Origin of the sequence: Natrarchaeobaculum sulfurireducens, assembly GCF_003430825.1 — an archaeon.
GTDB classification, from domain to species: domain Archaea; phylum Halobacteriota; class Halobacteria; order Halobacteriales; family Natrialbaceae; genus Natrarchaeobaculum; species Natrarchaeobaculum sulfurireducens.
Genome location: NZ_CP024047.1, coordinates 1 through 16,391, shown reverse-complemented (window position 1 = coordinate 16,391; position 16,391 = coordinate 1). Strand labels below are relative to the sequence as shown.

The window sequence follows — 16,391 nt, the reverse complement described above, 5'->3', positions numbered from 1 at the left end:
CTGAGAACATATAGAGTGGGAAGTATATACACGTCACCGGCGAGGGCCGACTCGGCCGTCAGATTCGGTCCGTCGCCTCGAGACTGATCGAGTAATCCGGACTCTTCACACCAATGCGCGACGAACGAAGCTCCCGCCCGAAAACGAACAGGAGTCCCAAGGGACGAACCCGCCTCGAGTCGGTCAAGAGCGCAGTTCGGTCGCGTTTCGAGGTCGATACACGCGCCCTCGCCGCGTTGCGCATCGCACTCGGTTCGATCCTCCTGCTCGATGTGATCCATCGGGTAGGCGACATCGAGACGTACTACACCGACGCCGGGGCATACCCGCTCGAGGCCTACGAAGCCACGTATCCACAGTTCAACGGCCTCTCGATCCACGCACTGTCCGGTGAGTTGTGGGTCCAGCAACTCCTGTTTCTGGTCGCCGGGGTGTTTGCAGTCGCGTTGATCGTTGGCTACCGGACGCGGCTGGTTGCCGCCATCTCGCTCGTCTTATTGCTCTCACTTCACGCCCGAAACCCGGCGGTACTCAACGGCGGCGACCGACTGCTTCGAGTCATGCTCTTGCTTGCGCTCGTAACCCCCATCGGAGAACGGTGGTCGGTCGACGCCCTCCGCCGCGGGTCGACACGCCCCGTCGTCGCGAGTTTCGCCACCGCCGCGTTGCTCGTCCAGCCCGTCGTCGTGTTCACCCAGAACGCGATCCTCAAACATCGCGGGGACACCTGGTACAGCGGCGACGGGGTAAAGATCGCGCTCGCCAACGACGTCATGACGATCCACCTCGGTAACCACCTCGGTGCGTATCCGGCCCTGCTCGAGGTGTTGAACTGGGTGTGGGTGATCCTACTCGCCGGATCGGGCGGCTTCTTGCTGGTGACGAGCGGGCGACTGCGAGCGCTGTTCGCACTCGCCTACATCGGTGCGTTCGTCGGATTACTGACGTCGGTCGCCGTCGGACTGTTTCCGCTCGTGTTGATCGCGACGATGATTCCGTTTCTGACGACACCGTTCTGGGAGACGCTGGCCCGATTCGTTCCGTCCCGACTGACCGATCGACTCCCATCCGCGTCGGCGCTCGGGCCGCTGAGTCGCCCGCCGGTCGAACGGCGTGCCCTCGAGTCAGCCCGAACGCGCGGATACGAGCGAGTGACGTCGGTCGCCGAGACACACGGTCGGTCGCTACTGACCGCAGTAGGCGTCCTCTTGCTGTGTTGGATCCTCCTGTTCAGCGCGATCAACGTGGTCGATCACGACGGCTCGGGGGGGATAGAGACCGAATTTTCCAACGAACAGCACTGGGGGCTGTACGCACCCGATCCGTCGACGTCCTACAGCTGGTTCGGCGCGGAGGCAACTCTCGAGAACGGGTCGACGGTCGACGCCTTCGAGGGTGGTGAACTAGCCATGGAACGGCCGGTAGATGCCTCACAGGAGTACGACACGTTCCGTGAGCGAAAGTTCTTGGAAGCCGTGCGCGATTCCGGTCGCGAGGGGACGAACAACGTCACCGCCGAGAGCTACGCCGACTGGGTGTGTGACCGCGCCGACGACGAACACGATGCGGACGTCGACGAGGTGCGCCTGTTCCGGCTCGTCCAGGCCAGCCCCGTCGATGGGGAGTACGAGGACCTACGAGCACAGACGGTGATCGAGCGGGCGTGTTGAGTCAGTATAGACCACCTCACCGCTCCGTGGGGTCATCCCTGTCGTGGCTGTGGTCGTGGTCCCACTGGCGATCGTCGGGCCGGCGAGCTGGCTCCGGGGCGTCAGATTTCGTCCGGTCTCGTCGATCGGCCCGCCGGTCGACATCGGCCGACCGCATGCCGATCGTCTCCGTGACAGTAGAGTGGCGATCGGGGTACTCCTGGGCGAAGTACGCACCGAGATAGCCGCCGAGCGCGCCGAGACCGATGGTGTAGACGAACAGGACGAAGACGCCGAAGCCAAGGATCACGAACAGGAAGAACGCACCCCCGATCGGGAGGCCGACCCCGATGCCGAAGCCCAGCAAGCTGGCGAACAGCGCCACGAACAACCCGATTGGAACGAACATGAAGAGCCCAGCAAGCGCGCCAGCAAGCGCGCCGTCAGTACCGTCAGGGCCCTCGAGAAAGCCGGACGCGATCCCGCCGAGGAGCGTCGACAGCGGGAGAAACGAGAGGACGACGCCGACGACGGCTCCGATGAGTGCGTTGATGACGGTTCGGCCGCTGACCATACCGACGCGACCACGAGCAGCGAGAAAAGGGTTGGTGAAACGGTCCGAATCGAGAGACAGCTCGAGTGCTGTTCGGTCCCGATGTGACCGCAGGCGACCGGCGAGTTCGCCGTCTATCGGTCAGCAACTCACTCAGTCGTCGGCGGCTCTCGAGCCGGATTCCTCGAAGGCAGTCACCTCGCCCTCAGTGGGATCGCTTTCCGGCGGGTCGTTGGCCGCTGATTCGACGATCTCCGTAAACGTCGAGTCGCTGTTGACTTCGTCGGCGAGGAGATCGACGGCCTCGACGAAGACGGCAACGATCAGCGGTCCGACCACGATGCCGATCGGTCCGAGCGTGAACAGGCCACCGGTAAAGCCGACGAAGTAGAGGCTGCCGGGAAGACCGGCCGACCGTCGTGCAAGTCGTGGCCGGACAGCCACGTCGGGGAGCCAGGCGACGAGGGTGATGCCGAAGACGCCAACGAGCGCGGCGGCGGCCAGGTCACCCGCAGCGACGTGGTACAGCGCGATCGGGACGACGAGGAGGCTCGGGCCGATGATCGGAACGAACTGCAAGATCGCGGCGAGAAGCGCGAGCGTAAACGGCATCTCGTAGCCGAGCATCCAGAACAGCCCGTATCCGATGAACAGAGTCGCGATGGAGGTCGCCAACTGCAAGACGTAAATGGCGTACAGCGTCTCACGGGCACGGTTGGCCAGCGCGTAAACGACGTCGCGATAGGCTCGAGGGATGGGGGCAATAGCGGCTCGGCCCGCTTCGTCACCTTTCAACAGGAGCGCAAACAGCAAGATCACGAAGAGCGCGAACTTGATGGCGATCACCGGCAGCTGCGTGGCGAATGCGAAGCCAACGTCTCTGAGGACCGTAATCGCGATCTGTTGGACCTCTGCAACCTCCACGACATACGTCATCTCGAACGCCGACACCGGGATCTCCCGTGGAAGCTCCTCGACGATTTCGATCACCTGATCGATCCTGACATACAGCGTGAAGAAGATCGGTGAGAAGACGACGACTGCAGTGACGAAGCCGATGAGCGTCGCCAACGCGGCGGCCGTCCACTCGGTGAGTCCCCGTCGAACCAGCCAGCCCTGAACCGGCATGAGGACGTACGCGACCGTCAACGCGAGGAGAATCGTCCCGAGAACCTCGAGGAGGATCGCACCGGTGACGATTCCAAGGGCGACGACGATACCCGCAAGCACGTACCGGCGGGTTCGGTCCGTCGAAGTCGGCGTCGGTGTCACAAGGGTGACTCTCACTCGGACGATAAAATTCTTCGGCTCGAGGAGGAACTCCGGACCCGACGCTTAAGCCACCGGGGCGAGTGCACTGACCAATGAGGCGACGGACGTTCGTCCGCACTGGGGCGGCCGCTGCAGGGATCGGCGTCGCGGGGTGTGTTATGCCAGCCACCGACGACGAACCCGACGACGATCTCGAGGTCGACGAACCCGAGAACGACGAGCAAAACGGTGGTAGCGACGACGATGGAACGCTTCGAATCGCGACGTACTCGTCGATGGTGACGGGCGAAACCCCAGCGGGTGAGTGGCTTACCGAGACATTCGAAGCGCAGTTTCCGGACGCCGAACTCGAGTGGACGGTGCCGGAGTCCGGTATCGATCACTACGTCCAGCGGGCCCGACTGGGCGCGGAGATCGACGCCGACATCTACCTGGGTCTACCCGTCGACGGCCTCGTCCTGGCCGATGTAGAACCCGAGGTATCGCTATTCGAGACGCTAGATCGGTCGAAACTCGAACGAGAGTCCCGAATTCGCGACTCGATCGCGTTCGACGATCCCGACGGGCGAATCGTTCCGTTCGGCGTCGGCTACGTCGCGCCCGTCTACGACGGTGAGACCCTCTCGGCTCCCGAAACGCTCGACGACCTGCTCGATGAGCGCTACGAGAACGCCCTCCTCGTCCAGAATCCCCGATACTCCACGCCAGGTCGGGCGTTCCTGCTATGGACGATCGCGACATACGGCGACGACTACCTCGAGTACTGGGAGGGGCTCCTCGAAAACGGGCTCGAAGTCCACCCATCCTGGACCAGCGCCTACCGCGACAGCTACCTCGAGGGCGTGCGATCGATGGTCGTCTCCTACACGACGGATCAGGTCGCAGCGACCGTTGCCGAGCGGGACCTCGAGCGCCACCAGGTCGCTACGCCCGACGGCGAGGCGTATCGTAGCGTCGAGGGGATGGCCATCTTCGAGGAGACCGAGAAGCCCGACCTCGCCTACGAGTTTCTGGATTTCGTCCTCTCCAGGGAGGTACAGGGTGAACTCGCGACCCGTAACGTCCAGTTTCCTGCGGTCGAACAGGAGTACGTCGGCGTCGAGGAGGCGTTCGTCGACTATGCGATCGAGCCCGACGAGCCGGTAACGGTGGCGTACGACGATATCGCCGACGACCTCGAAACGTGGATCGATGCGTGGGAGTCAGAAATCGGCGACTGAGCTGCTCGGTAGGGTGTTGCCGAGTGCAACTTTAAGAACAGGAGCGTGGTACGTCGCGGCGCATGGCGCTCAAACGGTTACTCACAGGCGACCCCGCAAAGACGTCGAAACTGTATCTCGGGATCGGCGTCCTCTCGCTACTCAAAGCGATCGCGGTTCGCGACGACCGGAACCGGTTTCGACGGGAACTCCTCGATGCCGGCCTGTTCATCGGGATCGGCATCGTGCTCCGACGGTATAGTCAGCTCAAAGCCGAAAAGCGAGCGGAAATCCACGACAGCGTCCCCGACTGGCTCGTCAGCGTCGCAGCGTCCGACGCCGCGAAACAGGGGATCAGAACCGTCGCGAAACAGCAGCTCGGACGCGAACCTGAGCCCGAACCATCGATCCGTGATCGAGCACGGGGACTCGTCTCGGGTTCGTAGTCGAGTCACGCGAGGAGGTTGCTCGCACAGATCGACGCAACCTCACCTGTCAGTTCGACGTCGAGGGCGTCGACCGCGGCTCGAGTTCGGCCGTGAAGTGTCTGATTTCGGGCATCGTCGGCTCACTCGCCAGTTCGAGGCCAGCGACCGTTGTCGCCGACTCGAGGACGGCCTCGGCAGTCTCGGCGACGTGTTCGAAGTGCTCGCGGTGGTAGGTGCGACGTGGGACGGCTAACCGGACCAGTTCCGGGCGCTCCGTCCCGGGGAACGCGAAACTCCCGAGTTCGACGCCTCTGACTCCTCCTTCGCGGTAGAGTTCACAGACCAGCGCCTGGCCGGGAAACGCCGACGGCGAGAGGTGTGAGAGCGCCTCGCCGGCGTCGAGGTAGACCGCGTGGCCGCCAACTGGCCGGTAGATCGGGACGCCGACGTCCTCGAGCAGGGACGCGAGCGTCTGGACCGACTCGAGACGATCCTCGACGTACGACGCGTCGACGGCTTCCCGGAGGCCGACCGCCATCGCGGCGAGGTCGCGACCGGCCATCCCACCGTAGGTTGGAAAGCCTTCGTAGAGGATCGCTCGTTGCTTACAGCGGTCGAAGAGGTCTGGGTCGTCCGTCGCGACGAAGCCGCCGGCGTTGACCAGTCCGTCTTTCTTCCCGCTCATCACGACGGCGTCCGCATGCGAGAGCTGTTCGCGGACGATCTCGTCGATCGCGACGTCGTCGGCGAAGTCGGGTTCGCGCTGGCGGACGAACGCGGCGTTTTCGGCGAACCGGCAGGCATCGATTACGAACGTTGCGTCGATCTCGTCGGCGAACGCGCGGACGCGACGGGTGTTCTCGACGCTGACCGGCTGACCGGCCGTCGAGTTGTTCGTGATCGTCTGGATCACCACGGGCACCCGATCAGCGCCGACCTCGTCGACGACCTCGCGGGCGTGCTCGAGCGAGAGGTCGCCCTTGAACGGTGCCTCGAGCGACGGGTCGAACGCCCCCGGCGTCGGACAGTCGATCGGCTCTGCGCCCTGATTGGCGACGTGAGCTCGCGTCGTGTCGAAGTGGGTGTTGTTCGGGACGACGTCGCCCTCCGAGAGCAGGGTGCCGTAGAGGACGTTTTCGGCCCCCCGGCCCTGGTGGGTCGGGACGACGTACTCGAAGCACATCACGTCTCGGACGGCCGACGCAAGTCTGTCGAAGCTTCGCGAGCCGGCGTAGGCTTCGTCTCCGCGGACGAGCGCGGCCCACTGAGCGTCGCTCATCGCGCCCGTGCCGCTATCCGTGAGGAGGTCGACGAAGACGTCCTCGGAGGCGAGGTTGAACACGTTGTAGCCCGCCGCCTCGAGCGCACGTTCTCGGCGTTCACGGGAGGGAAGAGAGATCGGTTCGACTACTTTCGACTTGTATGCCACCATACGATCCGTCTCGCGAGCGGGCCAGTTCAAATCGAGTGACGAACGCTGTTCGTCAGGGGCATGAGCAGGCAGACAGGTTACGCGAGCGAGAGCCGATAGTCACGATCTGGCACCGATGGGCACATCCGGTAGCCACTGTAGCGATCAGAGCGACGAACACCGACAGTTTCGACGCCTCGAGGAGTGACCGATGCGGTCGGACACGAAACAACGGTTGTAAACAATCTTCCGGTTTACGCCGGCAGAATTATTGCGGGGTAACGAGGCAGTATCTACCATGGGAGGATACGACCAAACCCTTCGACCGTTCCTGTGGCGAGCCGAACGATTGCATCCGGGCCAGGAGGTCGTTTCACGGACACACGAGGGTATCGTACGGAACACATACGCGGAGTTCGGTGATAGAACACGCCAGCTCGCGAACGCACTCGAGGACGTCGGTGTAGGCGACGGCGACCGCGTCGCAACCTTCTGCTGGAATCACCACCGCCACGCAGAGGTCTACTTCGCGGCGCCGAACATCGGCGGACAGCTCCACACGATCAACCCGCTGTTGCCGGCCGAACACGTCCAGTACATCGTCGAGAACGCCCAGGACAAGGTCTTGCTGGTCGACCAGTCGCTGCTCGAGCCGCTCGAGGCAGCCTACGACGAGGAGGCGTTCGCAAGCGTCGAGCAGTTCGTCGTGATGAGCAGCTCGCTCCCGGAGACGAGTCTCGAGCCAGTCACCGACTACGAGTCGTTCATCGACGAATACGACAGCGAGTACGACTGGCCAGAACTCGACGAGGACACACCGGCTGGGATGTGTTACACCTCGGGGACGACGGGCAAGCCCAAAGGTGTCGAGTACACCCAGAAGATGCTCTGGTCGCACACGATGGCGAGTCTGACACCGCAGGGACTCGGCATCGAAGAGACCGACGTCATCATGCCGGTCGTCCCGATGTTCCACGTCAACGCCTGGGGACTGCCGTTCTCGACGACCGCCGCTGGTGCAAAACACGTCTATCCCGGTCCCTCACCGGATCCGGCCGACCTCGTCTCGCTCATCGAAGACGAAGGCGTCACGATGACCGCGGGCGTGCCAACCGTCTGGCTCGGCGTCCTCGAGTACGTCGAGAACCACGGGGCCGACCTCTCCTCGCTCGAGCGGATCATCATCGGCGGCAGCGCCGCCCCCGAAAGCCTCATCAAGAAGTACGACGACCTCGGCGTCGAGGTCGTCCACGCCTGGGGAATGACCGAGATGTCGCCACTCGGCACCGTTGCTCACCTCAAAGCCGATCTCGAGGACCTCTCGCCCGAAGAACAGTACGCAAAACAGGCCAAACAGGGGCTGATCGTCCCCGGCCTCGAGTTCCGGGTCGTCGACGACGACGGCGAGGAAGTCCCCTGGAACGGTGATGACTTCGGCGAACTGTGGATCCGTGGCCCCTGGGTCACCGACTCGTACTTCAAACGTCCTGACGCGAACGAAGCCGACTTCGAGGGGTCGTGGCTCAAAACCGGTGACGTCGTCACCGTCGACGAGGACGGCTACATCCAGATCGTCGACCGCGCGAAAGACGTGATCAAAAGCGGCGGCGAGTGGATCTCCTCGGTCGAACTCGAGAACAAGCTGATGGCCCACGACGCCGTCAGCGAGGCGACCGTCGTTGGCGTTCCCCACGAGAAGTGGCAAGAACGCCCCGTCGCGTTCGTCGTCCCAACCGACGACGCCGAGATGGACGAAGCCGAGTTCCACGAGGAGATCGAGTCGTTCGTCGCCGAAGACTACCCCAACTGGTGGACACCGGACGCCGTCGTCCACATCGACGAAGTCCCCAAGACCGCCACCGGCAAGTTCGACAAAAAGGTCCTCCGAGAAGAGTACGCCGACGAGGACCTCCTCGGCGACGACTAGGTAGCCACTGGACGCCAGTGCGCACCCGATCGCACGACGGCTGTGTGATCGGTGTGCAAACCGTTTAGGTTGGTGCTATAGGGAGCCACGTCCATCGCATCGGTACGAACCGTTTCGAATCCGGTCACGTTTCGCCCGGACGACCGTCACTAACTCTCGAGCCCCGATCATCGGTCCTCGAGCCCCAATGACCGTCCGTCTCGAGGGGTCACGAGCGGGTGAACAGTGACGTCGGGTGGCTCGACCGCCTGAACGCCCCCGAACTCTAGAACATGTCCTGGGTCAGTTCGAGGGCCTGTTCGCGGTCGTCCCAGTCGACAAAGAGCGCGACGCTCGTCGCGCTGGTGATAACGTCCTGAAGGTGGATCCGTTCTTCGGCGAGGGGATTGATGATCTCGCTGATGATCCCGGGCTGACTGGGGATCTCGCCACCAGTGACGCGGACGACGGCGACCGGCGAGTCGACAGTGACACTCGAGAGTTCGTCTCGAGCGATGACCTCGCGGTGGAGGATGTTCTCGGCGCGTTCAGCCTCTTCTTCGTCGACGTAGAACGTGACGGTGTCCATCCCGCTGGCGACTGCGTCGATATTGATGTCGCTGTCGGCGAGCGCCTCCGAGAGGTGATGGAAGACGCCCGACTGGTTGCGGATCGCTCGACCGGCCACGGTCATGCAGGCCAGCGGCCGTTCACGGAGGCCGACGAGGTTTTTGAACTCACCCTCGATGCTCGTCCCCCCGGAGAGGAGATCACCGTGTTGGTAGTGGACGACACGGACATCGAGGCCGCCGTCTTTGTACGACAGCGCCGACGGCGCAACGACCTCGGCCCCACGGAACGAGAGGTTTCGGAGTTCGTCGACCGAGATCTCGCCGACGTTTCGGGCGCCCTCGACGACACGTGGGTCTCCGGTCATCACTCCTTCGACGTCGGTCACGATGACGACCTCGTCGGCGTCCATGTACTTGCCCATCATCACGGCGGTCGTGTCGCTGCCCCCGCGACCGAGCGTCGTGATCGACCCCTCGGGACCTTCCGCGAGGAACCCGGTGATGACCGGGACCGTCCCCTCGAGTTCGCCAGCGAGTTCGAGGGCACGCTTTTGGGTCTCCTCGGCGTCGACTTCGCCGTACTCGTCGGTGACGATCGGCCAGCCGTCGGCGCCTGGCTCGAGGAAGGTAGCATCGATCCCGCGCGAAGAGAGCGCAGCCTTGAGCATCCGGACGGAGGTCCGCTCGCCCATACTGACGATCTGGGCGCGGTCGGCTTCGTCGGTCTCGAAGGTGATCTCTCCGAGAAGGTCGTCGGTCGTCGACCCCATCGCACTCGCGACGACGGCGATCTCGTGGCCGTCCTCGACGGCGGCGGCGACCGAGTCAGCAGCCCGGTTGATTCGGTCACCGCTGCCGAGACTGGTTCCGCCGAACTTGGCGACTACGCGCATGCTGACACCTCTACGTCCGTTCGATCAGTTTCTTGCATACCGGTGTGGCTCATACTCCGTGCGTTACGAGAGCGTGCAGATAACTGTGTCTCATTGGTTGCCGGTTTCTACGGATCGATCCTCGAGACGTCGAGTGTCAGACACATCGTGGACAACTCGAGCAGGGAAAATCCTACTCGGCTGCGGCTGGGATTTATAATCACGGGTGGCGTTACCACGCCGTAATGAACGTCCGTGACGCCCTCGAAGCTGACGCCGACGCACTGGCGGCAATTGCGGATTCGCCGACCGACGTGATGCGTAACCTCGTCCACGACCGGACGGTCCGGGTCGCCGAAGACGGTACGCACGACCCACATGCCGACGTCTCGAGCGGTCAGTACAGTGGCTCGAACCCGGAAGACCTCCTCGGATTCATCAGCTTCGACGCCCGCGAGGACACCGTCCACGTCACCCAGCTCGACGGCACGCCCGATGCCTGCAAGCAACTGCTCGCCGAGCCCGTCCGCTTTGCCGACCGCGAGTCGATGGCCGTCGAGTTGCTGGTGTCACCGGGTGCTGACGCGGTGGCCGACGCGGCCCGCGAACTCGGGTTCGAGCGGACGGGGACGGGCCCCAGGTTCGACGGCTCCCGGACGATTCGCTATCGACTCGGGGCCGAAGCGTGATGGGAGTGGCCGAACGACAATGACGGCAGAGCCGTCGACGGTCGCCATCGCCTGTCAGGGTGACGGGAGTCATACGGCGTTCGCCGACGGCGAGGCTGCGGCCGACGCGTTCCTCGAGCGGCGGACAGCCCAACGGAGCTAGCTGAACTTCTGGACGGTGACGTCGAGGGTGTCCAGATCGACGATCGGAGCATATCCCGAGTCCGGGTTGATGTTGACGCTCTTCTGGAAGTCGGTCTGGGCCTGCCAGCAACCCGAGTTCATCGCGAGCACGTTGTGATACTTGCCGAAACCGAGTTTGTGAACGTGGCCCGTATGGAAGATGTCGGGCACCTCGTCGATAATGAGGTAATCTTTCTCCTCGGGAGCGAGCCGGGTATGGCCCCCGAACTGTGGGGCAACGTGGCGCTTTTTTAACAGCTGGTACATCGCCTTGTGTGGCTCGTCGTAGCTTGCTTTCTCCTCGGGGAGTTCGGCGATCACCTCGTCGAGACTGACGCCGTGATACATTAGCACGGAAACGCCCTCGAGCGTGACCATCGAGGGGTTACTTACGATACGAGCGTCGTGTGCGGACATGATCTCGCGGAGGTCGTCGTCGAAGCCAGGCTGGGGTTCGGCCAGCCGGACCGCGTCGTGGTTACCGGGAATCATGACCATCTCGATGTTTCCGGGGACCTGCTTGAGGTACTCGTTGAAGACCTCGTACTGCTCGTAGATGTCGACGACGTCGAGTTCTTCGTCCTGGTTGGGATAGACGCCGACGCCCTCGACCATGTCACCGGCGATCAGCAGGTACTCGACGTGCTGAGCCTCGGGCGTGTGGAGCCAATCGGTAAAGCGGTTCCAGGCGTCGTGCATGAACTCCTGGCTCCCGACGTGGACGTCGCTGATCAGCGCTGCCTGAACGTGTCGATCCGCCGTCGATGGCTCGTGAGTGCGCGGGACGTCCGGAAAGAACATCGAATCGACGAACGCAATTCCCGAATCCCCCGAGAGTGTCCCCTCCATCGCCAACACCTCATCACAGAGCAGTTCTTCGACGAGGTCGGCATACTCCCGATCTTTCATGACGAGCCACGGGAACGTCCCGGTGGCGTCCTCGAGTTCGACCAGCCAGTGGCCGCTCGCCGTCGATCGCACGTCGTTGACCAGCCCGACCATGGCGACCTCCTCGCCGCCGGGCATGTCCTGGATCGCAGTCGCCGGCCGGTGGTTGACTCGTCCCCTGAGTTTGGAACCGAGTCGCTCGAGACGGTCGCGAAAGACGGCGACGAAGTCTTCGTACTCGCCCGTTCCTGTACTCTCACCGGTCATGTCGTTGGCGATTTCGAGCGAGCGCAAGTCGGGGTCGGTCGACCGACCGGAACCGGGCTTCGACCCCTTCGTTTCACCTGGAGATTGATCCGCAGATCCACCCACCGTCGACGGGGTGTTTGCAGTCGAACCGGAGGGGGTCGAATCGCCGTCGGTCGCCCCGACCGAACGCATAGCGCCAGCGCCATCGGAGTCGACGCCTGGCTGGTCGTCGTTTCGCTGGGCCGCTCCGGTCGTGTGGGCGTCACCGTTCGAAAGGATCGCATCGACGTGTTCGGTCCGAACGACCAGCGTGTCCTCCGGAAGGTCCTCGACGACTCGCTCGAGTGCCGCATCCGGATTGGCGACGGCGGCGAGTTTCGTGACGGCTTCGCGCTCGACGTTGTAGCCACGACTCGTGAGTTCGCTGACGATCCGGGCGGTCACCTCGAGTGGCACACGACTCGCATTCGTGACCGGGGAAAAAAGCGTAGCGAATCCCGCGCTCACACCCACCTCGAGTTCGAACCGTAGACGCGAATGAGATAATCCCGAGAACGACTGGAGAGGGGGGTTCCGATCAACCACCGCTGGTTGATCAAGAAGCTCCTGATCGGCAATCACTGGTTGATACGGTTTTTGGGGCCATCAAGGCAGCTCACTGACGGACCGTCGACAACCGGCCGTCACCGCCGTAGCGTCGTACGGTCCGAGCAGAAGGTTGATTGCCGCCCCCAGCAAAACCCGGGTCAATGAGCGGTCCCGACTCCGACGGCTACGAGGGAGGGGGCAAACCCGACCGCGACGACGTGGCCACCGACTCGAGTTCGGTCACGATCGAAGACGACGGCGTCGTTCGCTGGTTCCTCCGAAGCGACGACGATACGATCGTCCTGGTTAGAGACGTCGTGAGTAGCGTCGCGATCGTCGCAGTGATCGGGTTGCTTCTGTTCGGGGTCAGTGGTATCTGGCCGCCGCTGGTCGCCGTCGAGAGCGGGAGCATGGAGCCAAACATGGAACGCGGAGATCTCATCTTCGTCGTCGATACCGACCGCTTCGTCGGCGACGATCCCGTCGAGGGAACCGGAGTGGTCCCCCTCGAGCACGCCGAACGGAACGGCGACGAGTCGTTCGGTAAGTCCGGCGACGTCATCGTGTTTAAACCAAACGGCGACGGACACGAGACGCCAGTCATCCATCGAGCCCACTACTGGGTTGAGGAAGGCGACAACTGGGTCGACGAACAGGCCGACGAGGAGGTCATCGGCGACGCGACCTGTGACGACGTCCCGACCTGTCCAGCCAACCGCGATGGCTTCATCACGAAAGGCGACGCCAACGGCGGGTACGACCAGTACCGCGGCGGTGCCCAGACCGACGTCGTCGAGCCGGACTGGGTGACCGGTAAAGCCCAGTACCGCATCCCATGGCTCGGCTACGTCAGGCTCTTCTTCGACGGCCTCTTCAGCGGGCTTATCGCGCCGATATCGCCCGCAAACGGCCCAGCAACGATCGCTATCGGCATCGAGTCAGCTAGCGCCCAGACGACTGTCGGCAGTAGCCCCACCGCCGCCGGAAGCGGCGTCGTGACGGCTCTCACGATCGGACGATAGACGACATCATAAAGCGGGTTCCATCGACGAAAGCATACGTCGCCCTTTTGCTCTAAATTCTCTGGACCCCCTCGTTTCCACTCGAGACTGCCCCTCTACCAATCGATTGAGGCCGTGACGAGGAATAGCTCGAGTTCGTCCCATAGGGGTGGTTCCCCATCGGGGCTTACCTCTTCCATGAGGCCGTCCTCAGGTGGATTGCCGTCCAGCGGTTTCAAAAGTTCGTGATCCATCCACGGGTTGCTTCGATACCTAGAGACACCAGATCATCCCACTCAAGTCCACCAATCATACCGCGCAAGTCCACCAATCATACCGCGCAAGTGAAACAGACCGTCTCAGTTCTCGAACCGGGCCTGAACGAACGGCTGGACGTCGTCGATATCGCTCAGCCGCGAGTCAGAGAGCAAGACCGCTTCGGTCTCATCGAGTGGAACGGAGAGGCTGATCTCTTTGGTGCGGCCGTATCGTCCCTTCGAGACGACGACGGCGTTGACGATCCCGAGCATGTCCAGTTCGCTGATGAGGTCCGTGACCCGTCGCTGAGTGAGAACGTCGGCTTCGATCTCCTCACAGAGTCGCTTGTAGATGTTGTACACCTCGCCAGTATTGATGCTTTTGACGCCGTTTTTCTCGAGCGAGATGATCGAGAAGAGGACCAGTTTGCTCTGGGTCGGAAGCGTCCGGACGACCTCGACGACGCGGTCGAGTTCGATCTTGTCCTGAGCCTGGCGAACGTGGTCTTCGTCGACGGTTTCGGCCTGGGATCGTTCGGCGAGTTCCCCTGCCGTTCGTAAGAGATCGAGTGCGCGGCGGGCGTCACCGTGTTCCTGTGCTGCAAACGCCGCACACAGTGGGATCACGTCGTCCGAGAGCGCCCCGTCTTTGAACGCGACATCCGACCGATGCTCGAGAATATCCCTGAGCTGATTCGCGTCGTACGGTGGGAAGACGATCTCCTCTTCGCCGAGCGAGGATTTGACGCGAGGGTCGAGGAAGTCGGTGAACTTGAGGTCGTTGCTGATCCCGATGATCGAGACGCGTGAGTTCTCGAGTTCGGAGTTCATCCGCGAAAGGTTATAGAGCGTGTCGTCGCCGCTTTTTTCGACGAGTTTGTCGATCTCGTCGAGCATGATGACGACGACGCGTTCGTCGTAATCGACGGCGTCGAAAAAGACGCTGTAGACGCGGTCGGTCGGCCAGCCGGTCATCGGCACCTCCTCGAACGACGCTTTGTCGTCCTCGAGTGCTTCGATGCGCGCTTCGACGGCCGACCGAGAGTCGAACGGCGTCGACGCTAGCGGATGTGCGGGTGCGTCCGGCCCGTCGTCCGTGGAAGCCGTCGGCCCCTCCCCGTGTTCGCTGTCAGAGTCAACCGGTTGTCGATACCCCTCCGTTTCAGGTGGAGACTCGCTACCAGGGCTGGTCGACCGGCCGTTGTTCGATCCACTCGAACCGGTGGGGGAGTCGGTCGACGTCGGTGTCGTCGAGTCCAGATAGTCGAACGGATCGTCGGCCGACTGATCTTCAACGTGGGTATCGGTTTCGGACTCGTTGGCCGCCTCGTACTCGTCGATCGCCTCGAGGACACCCTCGAGCGAGGCGACTTGATCGTCGATCCGGGCCTCGTTCTTCTCTATGAACTTGTTCGCTAGCTGTGCGAGAACGCGGTACTGGGTGTCCGTGACCTCACAGTTGATGTACTCGACGTCACAGGGGACGCTATACTTCTGGGAGGTGCTCTCGAGTTCCTTGCTGACGAACTTCGCGCTGGCGGTCTTTCCAGTGCCCGTCTTTCCGTAGATCAAGATGTTCGATGGCGTTTCGCCACGAAGGGCGGCGACGAGGATCGTCGCCATCTTGTTGATCTGGTCGCTCCGATGGGGGAGTTCGTGTGGAGTATACGATGGACGGAGGACTTCCTTGTTATCGAAGATCGGTTCGCCGCTCAACAGGTCGTCGAACAATCCCTGGTTCGATTCCTCCTCATCGAGGTCCGTTCCCTCGAGATGTGAGGAGAACCCGGCGCTACCCTCGATCTCGAGGCCGTCTCGATCTGGTGGCTGCGTTTCGTCGTCTGACATTCGTCGTATTCGTACCCCCTCATTTCGACTGGAGATCCTGCACCGGGAGTGGATTTTAGACGCGATAGACGGGCCACGTTGGCCCATTTACGATCTCGGTTACCTGGCACGGATCCAGTTGATGCAAACGAACCAGAGGAAGACATTGATATTAAATTCTTCCCTTCAGTTCTCGGACGAGACGACTGGCTCCGACTTGACCGTTCGTATCGAGGGGAGGGCAACCGATGGACAGAGGTACGGTGGATGGATCGAGATACAATAATAATCATACGCGGGAAGAGGATTTGTCGGTCACAGGCCGACGCGTTTCGGTCTCGAACCACGCGGCTCTCGGACTCTACCCCTTCGCTTCGTGTCGAACGACGACCTGGGCGTGCAAATCGCACCGTGATGGACCGAGTATAGAACAACGGCTCGACAAAGGAGATCGACCACGAGAACCGGTTCGGAGACATGAACACATCACACCGGTCATATCGGTTGTGACAGGGTGCCATGGCAGTCACACCGATTGTGACAGAGCGCCATGGAGAACATCCATCGGCAAAAGATCCCAGAGCAGATCGTTCAGAGGGGATGTTGTCATTTGTTTTATTGAATTTGGTAATGGGATCCGGGGAGAAGATTCGAAGAGGGACCCCCCCACCCCTTCGTTTCTACTGGAACAGAACGAGAGAGGGGAAGCGAACGAGAGATTTTGGAATAGCAGGATTTACATGGGTGGGTGAGAAACAAGATCCGTAATACTAGCAAAAAAGAGATTGTACTAGTGTGGAGCTGTTTTATTACTAGTTGTTACTAGAAAGGCTCTGTCAGCGACTAGAAGTTGCTAGAACGGAGAATT

13 protein-coding genes are annotated in these 16,391 nt (G+C 62.2%); 7 read left to right on the top strand and 6 right to left on the bottom strand.

Annotation, left to right across the window (positions count from 1 at the left end):
- Window positions 1-113 precede the first annotated feature (113 nt).
- The gene (locus tag AArc1_RS01200) at window positions 114-1,670 is read left to right on the top strand and encodes an HTTM domain-containing protein (protein WP_117362552.1); all 1,557 of its coding nucleotides are present in this window, start codon (window positions 114-116) and stop codon (window positions 1,668-1,670) included.
- 16 nt (window positions 1,671-1,686) lie between these two features.
- On the opposite strand, the gene AArc1_RS01195 is transcribed toward AArc1_RS01200, so the two are convergent.
- Both AArc1_RS01195 and AArc1_RS01190 read right to left on the bottom strand, forming a co-directional pair.
- Window positions 1,687-2,223, bottom strand: a complete 537-nt coding sequence (locus AArc1_RS01195) for a DUF5518 domain-containing protein (protein WP_117362551.1) — start codon at window positions 2,221-2,223, stop codon at window positions 1,687-1,689.
- 132 nt (window positions 2,224-2,355) lie between these two features.
- Entirely contained in the window at window positions 2,356-3,474 is a 1,119-nt protein-coding gene (locus AArc1_RS01190; RefSeq protein WP_228442364.1) for an AI-2E family transporter, read from the bottom strand.
- A 92-nt stretch (window positions 3,475-3,566) separates the two neighbouring features.
- On the opposite strand from AArc1_RS01190, the gene AArc1_RS01185 reads away from it, so the two are divergent.
- Window positions 3,567-4,694 (top strand): thiamine ABC transporter substrate-binding protein, encoded by a 1,128-nt coding sequence (locus AArc1_RS01185; RefSeq protein WP_117362550.1) that lies wholly within the window; start codon window positions 3,567-3,569, stop codon window positions 4,692-4,694.
- Window positions 4,695-4,756: 62 nt separating this feature from the next.
- Window positions 4,757-5,119 (top strand): hypothetical protein, encoded by a 363-nt coding sequence (locus AArc1_RS01180; protein ID WP_117362549.1) that lies wholly within the window; start codon window positions 4,757-4,759, stop codon window positions 5,117-5,119.
- Window positions 5,120-5,168: 49 nt separating this feature from the next.
- Here the strand turns inward: AArc1_RS01180 and AArc1_RS01175 are convergent, their stop codons facing one another.
- Window positions 5,169-6,533: a tryptophanase gene (locus tag AArc1_RS01175; protein ID WP_117362548.1), complete on the bottom strand. Its 1,365-nt coding sequence runs from the start codon at window positions 6,531-6,533 to the stop codon at window positions 5,169-5,171.
- 277 nt (window positions 6,534-6,810) lie between these two features.
- Here AArc1_RS01175 and AArc1_RS01170 point away from each other — a divergent pair, with 277 nt between their 5' ends.
- Window positions 6,811-8,439, top strand: a complete 1,629-nt coding sequence (locus AArc1_RS01170) for a long-chain fatty acid--CoA ligase (RefSeq protein ID WP_117362547.1) — start codon at window positions 6,811-6,813, stop codon at window positions 8,437-8,439.
- Window positions 8,440-8,704: 265 nt separating this feature from the next.
- Here the strand turns inward: AArc1_RS01170 and AArc1_RS01165 are convergent, their stop codons facing one another.
- Window positions 8,705-9,883, bottom strand: a complete 1,179-nt coding sequence (locus AArc1_RS01165) for an aspartate kinase (protein WP_117362546.1) — start codon at window positions 9,881-9,883, stop codon at window positions 8,705-8,707.
- Between the two features lie 224 nt (window positions 9,884-10,107).
- Between AArc1_RS01165 and AArc1_RS01160 the strand changes: the two genes are divergently transcribed.
- Both AArc1_RS01160 and AArc1_RS19440 read left to right on the top strand, forming a co-directional pair.
- Window positions 10,108-10,551 (top strand): hypothetical protein, encoded by a 444-nt coding sequence (locus tag AArc1_RS01160; RefSeq protein ID WP_117362545.1) that lies wholly within the window; start codon window positions 10,108-10,110, stop codon window positions 10,549-10,551.
- Window positions 10,552-10,570: 19 nt separating this feature from the next.
- Complete coding sequence (locus AArc1_RS19440) at window positions 10,571-10,693, top strand: hypothetical protein (RefSeq protein ID WP_267130082.1); 123 nt, start codon at window positions 10,571-10,573, stop codon at window positions 10,691-10,693.
- Here AArc1_RS19440 and AArc1_RS01155 read toward each other — a convergent pair.
- Window positions 10,690-12,306 (bottom strand): DNA-directed DNA polymerase II small subunit, encoded by a 1,617-nt coding sequence (locus tag AArc1_RS01155; RefSeq protein ID WP_117362544.1) that lies wholly within the window; start codon window positions 12,304-12,306, stop codon window positions 10,690-10,692. The genes AArc1_RS19440 and AArc1_RS01155 overlap by 4 nt on opposite strands.
- A gap of 293 nt (window positions 12,307-12,599) precedes the next feature.
- Here AArc1_RS01155 and AArc1_RS01150 point away from each other — a divergent pair, with 293 nt between their 5' ends.
- On the top strand, window positions 12,600-13,460 hold the full coding sequence (locus tag AArc1_RS01150; protein WP_117362543.1) for a S26 family signal peptidase: 861 nt from the start codon (window positions 12,600-12,602) through the stop codon (window positions 13,458-13,460).
- Between the two features lie 338 nt (window positions 13,461-13,798).
- Here AArc1_RS01150 and AArc1_RS01145 read toward each other — a convergent pair whose 3' ends face one another.
- Entirely contained in the window at window positions 13,799-15,544 is a 1,746-nt protein-coding gene (locus AArc1_RS01145; protein ID WP_117362542.1) for a Cdc6/Cdc18 family protein, read from the bottom strand.
- Between the last annotated feature and the right edge of the window lie 847 nt (window positions 15,545-16,391).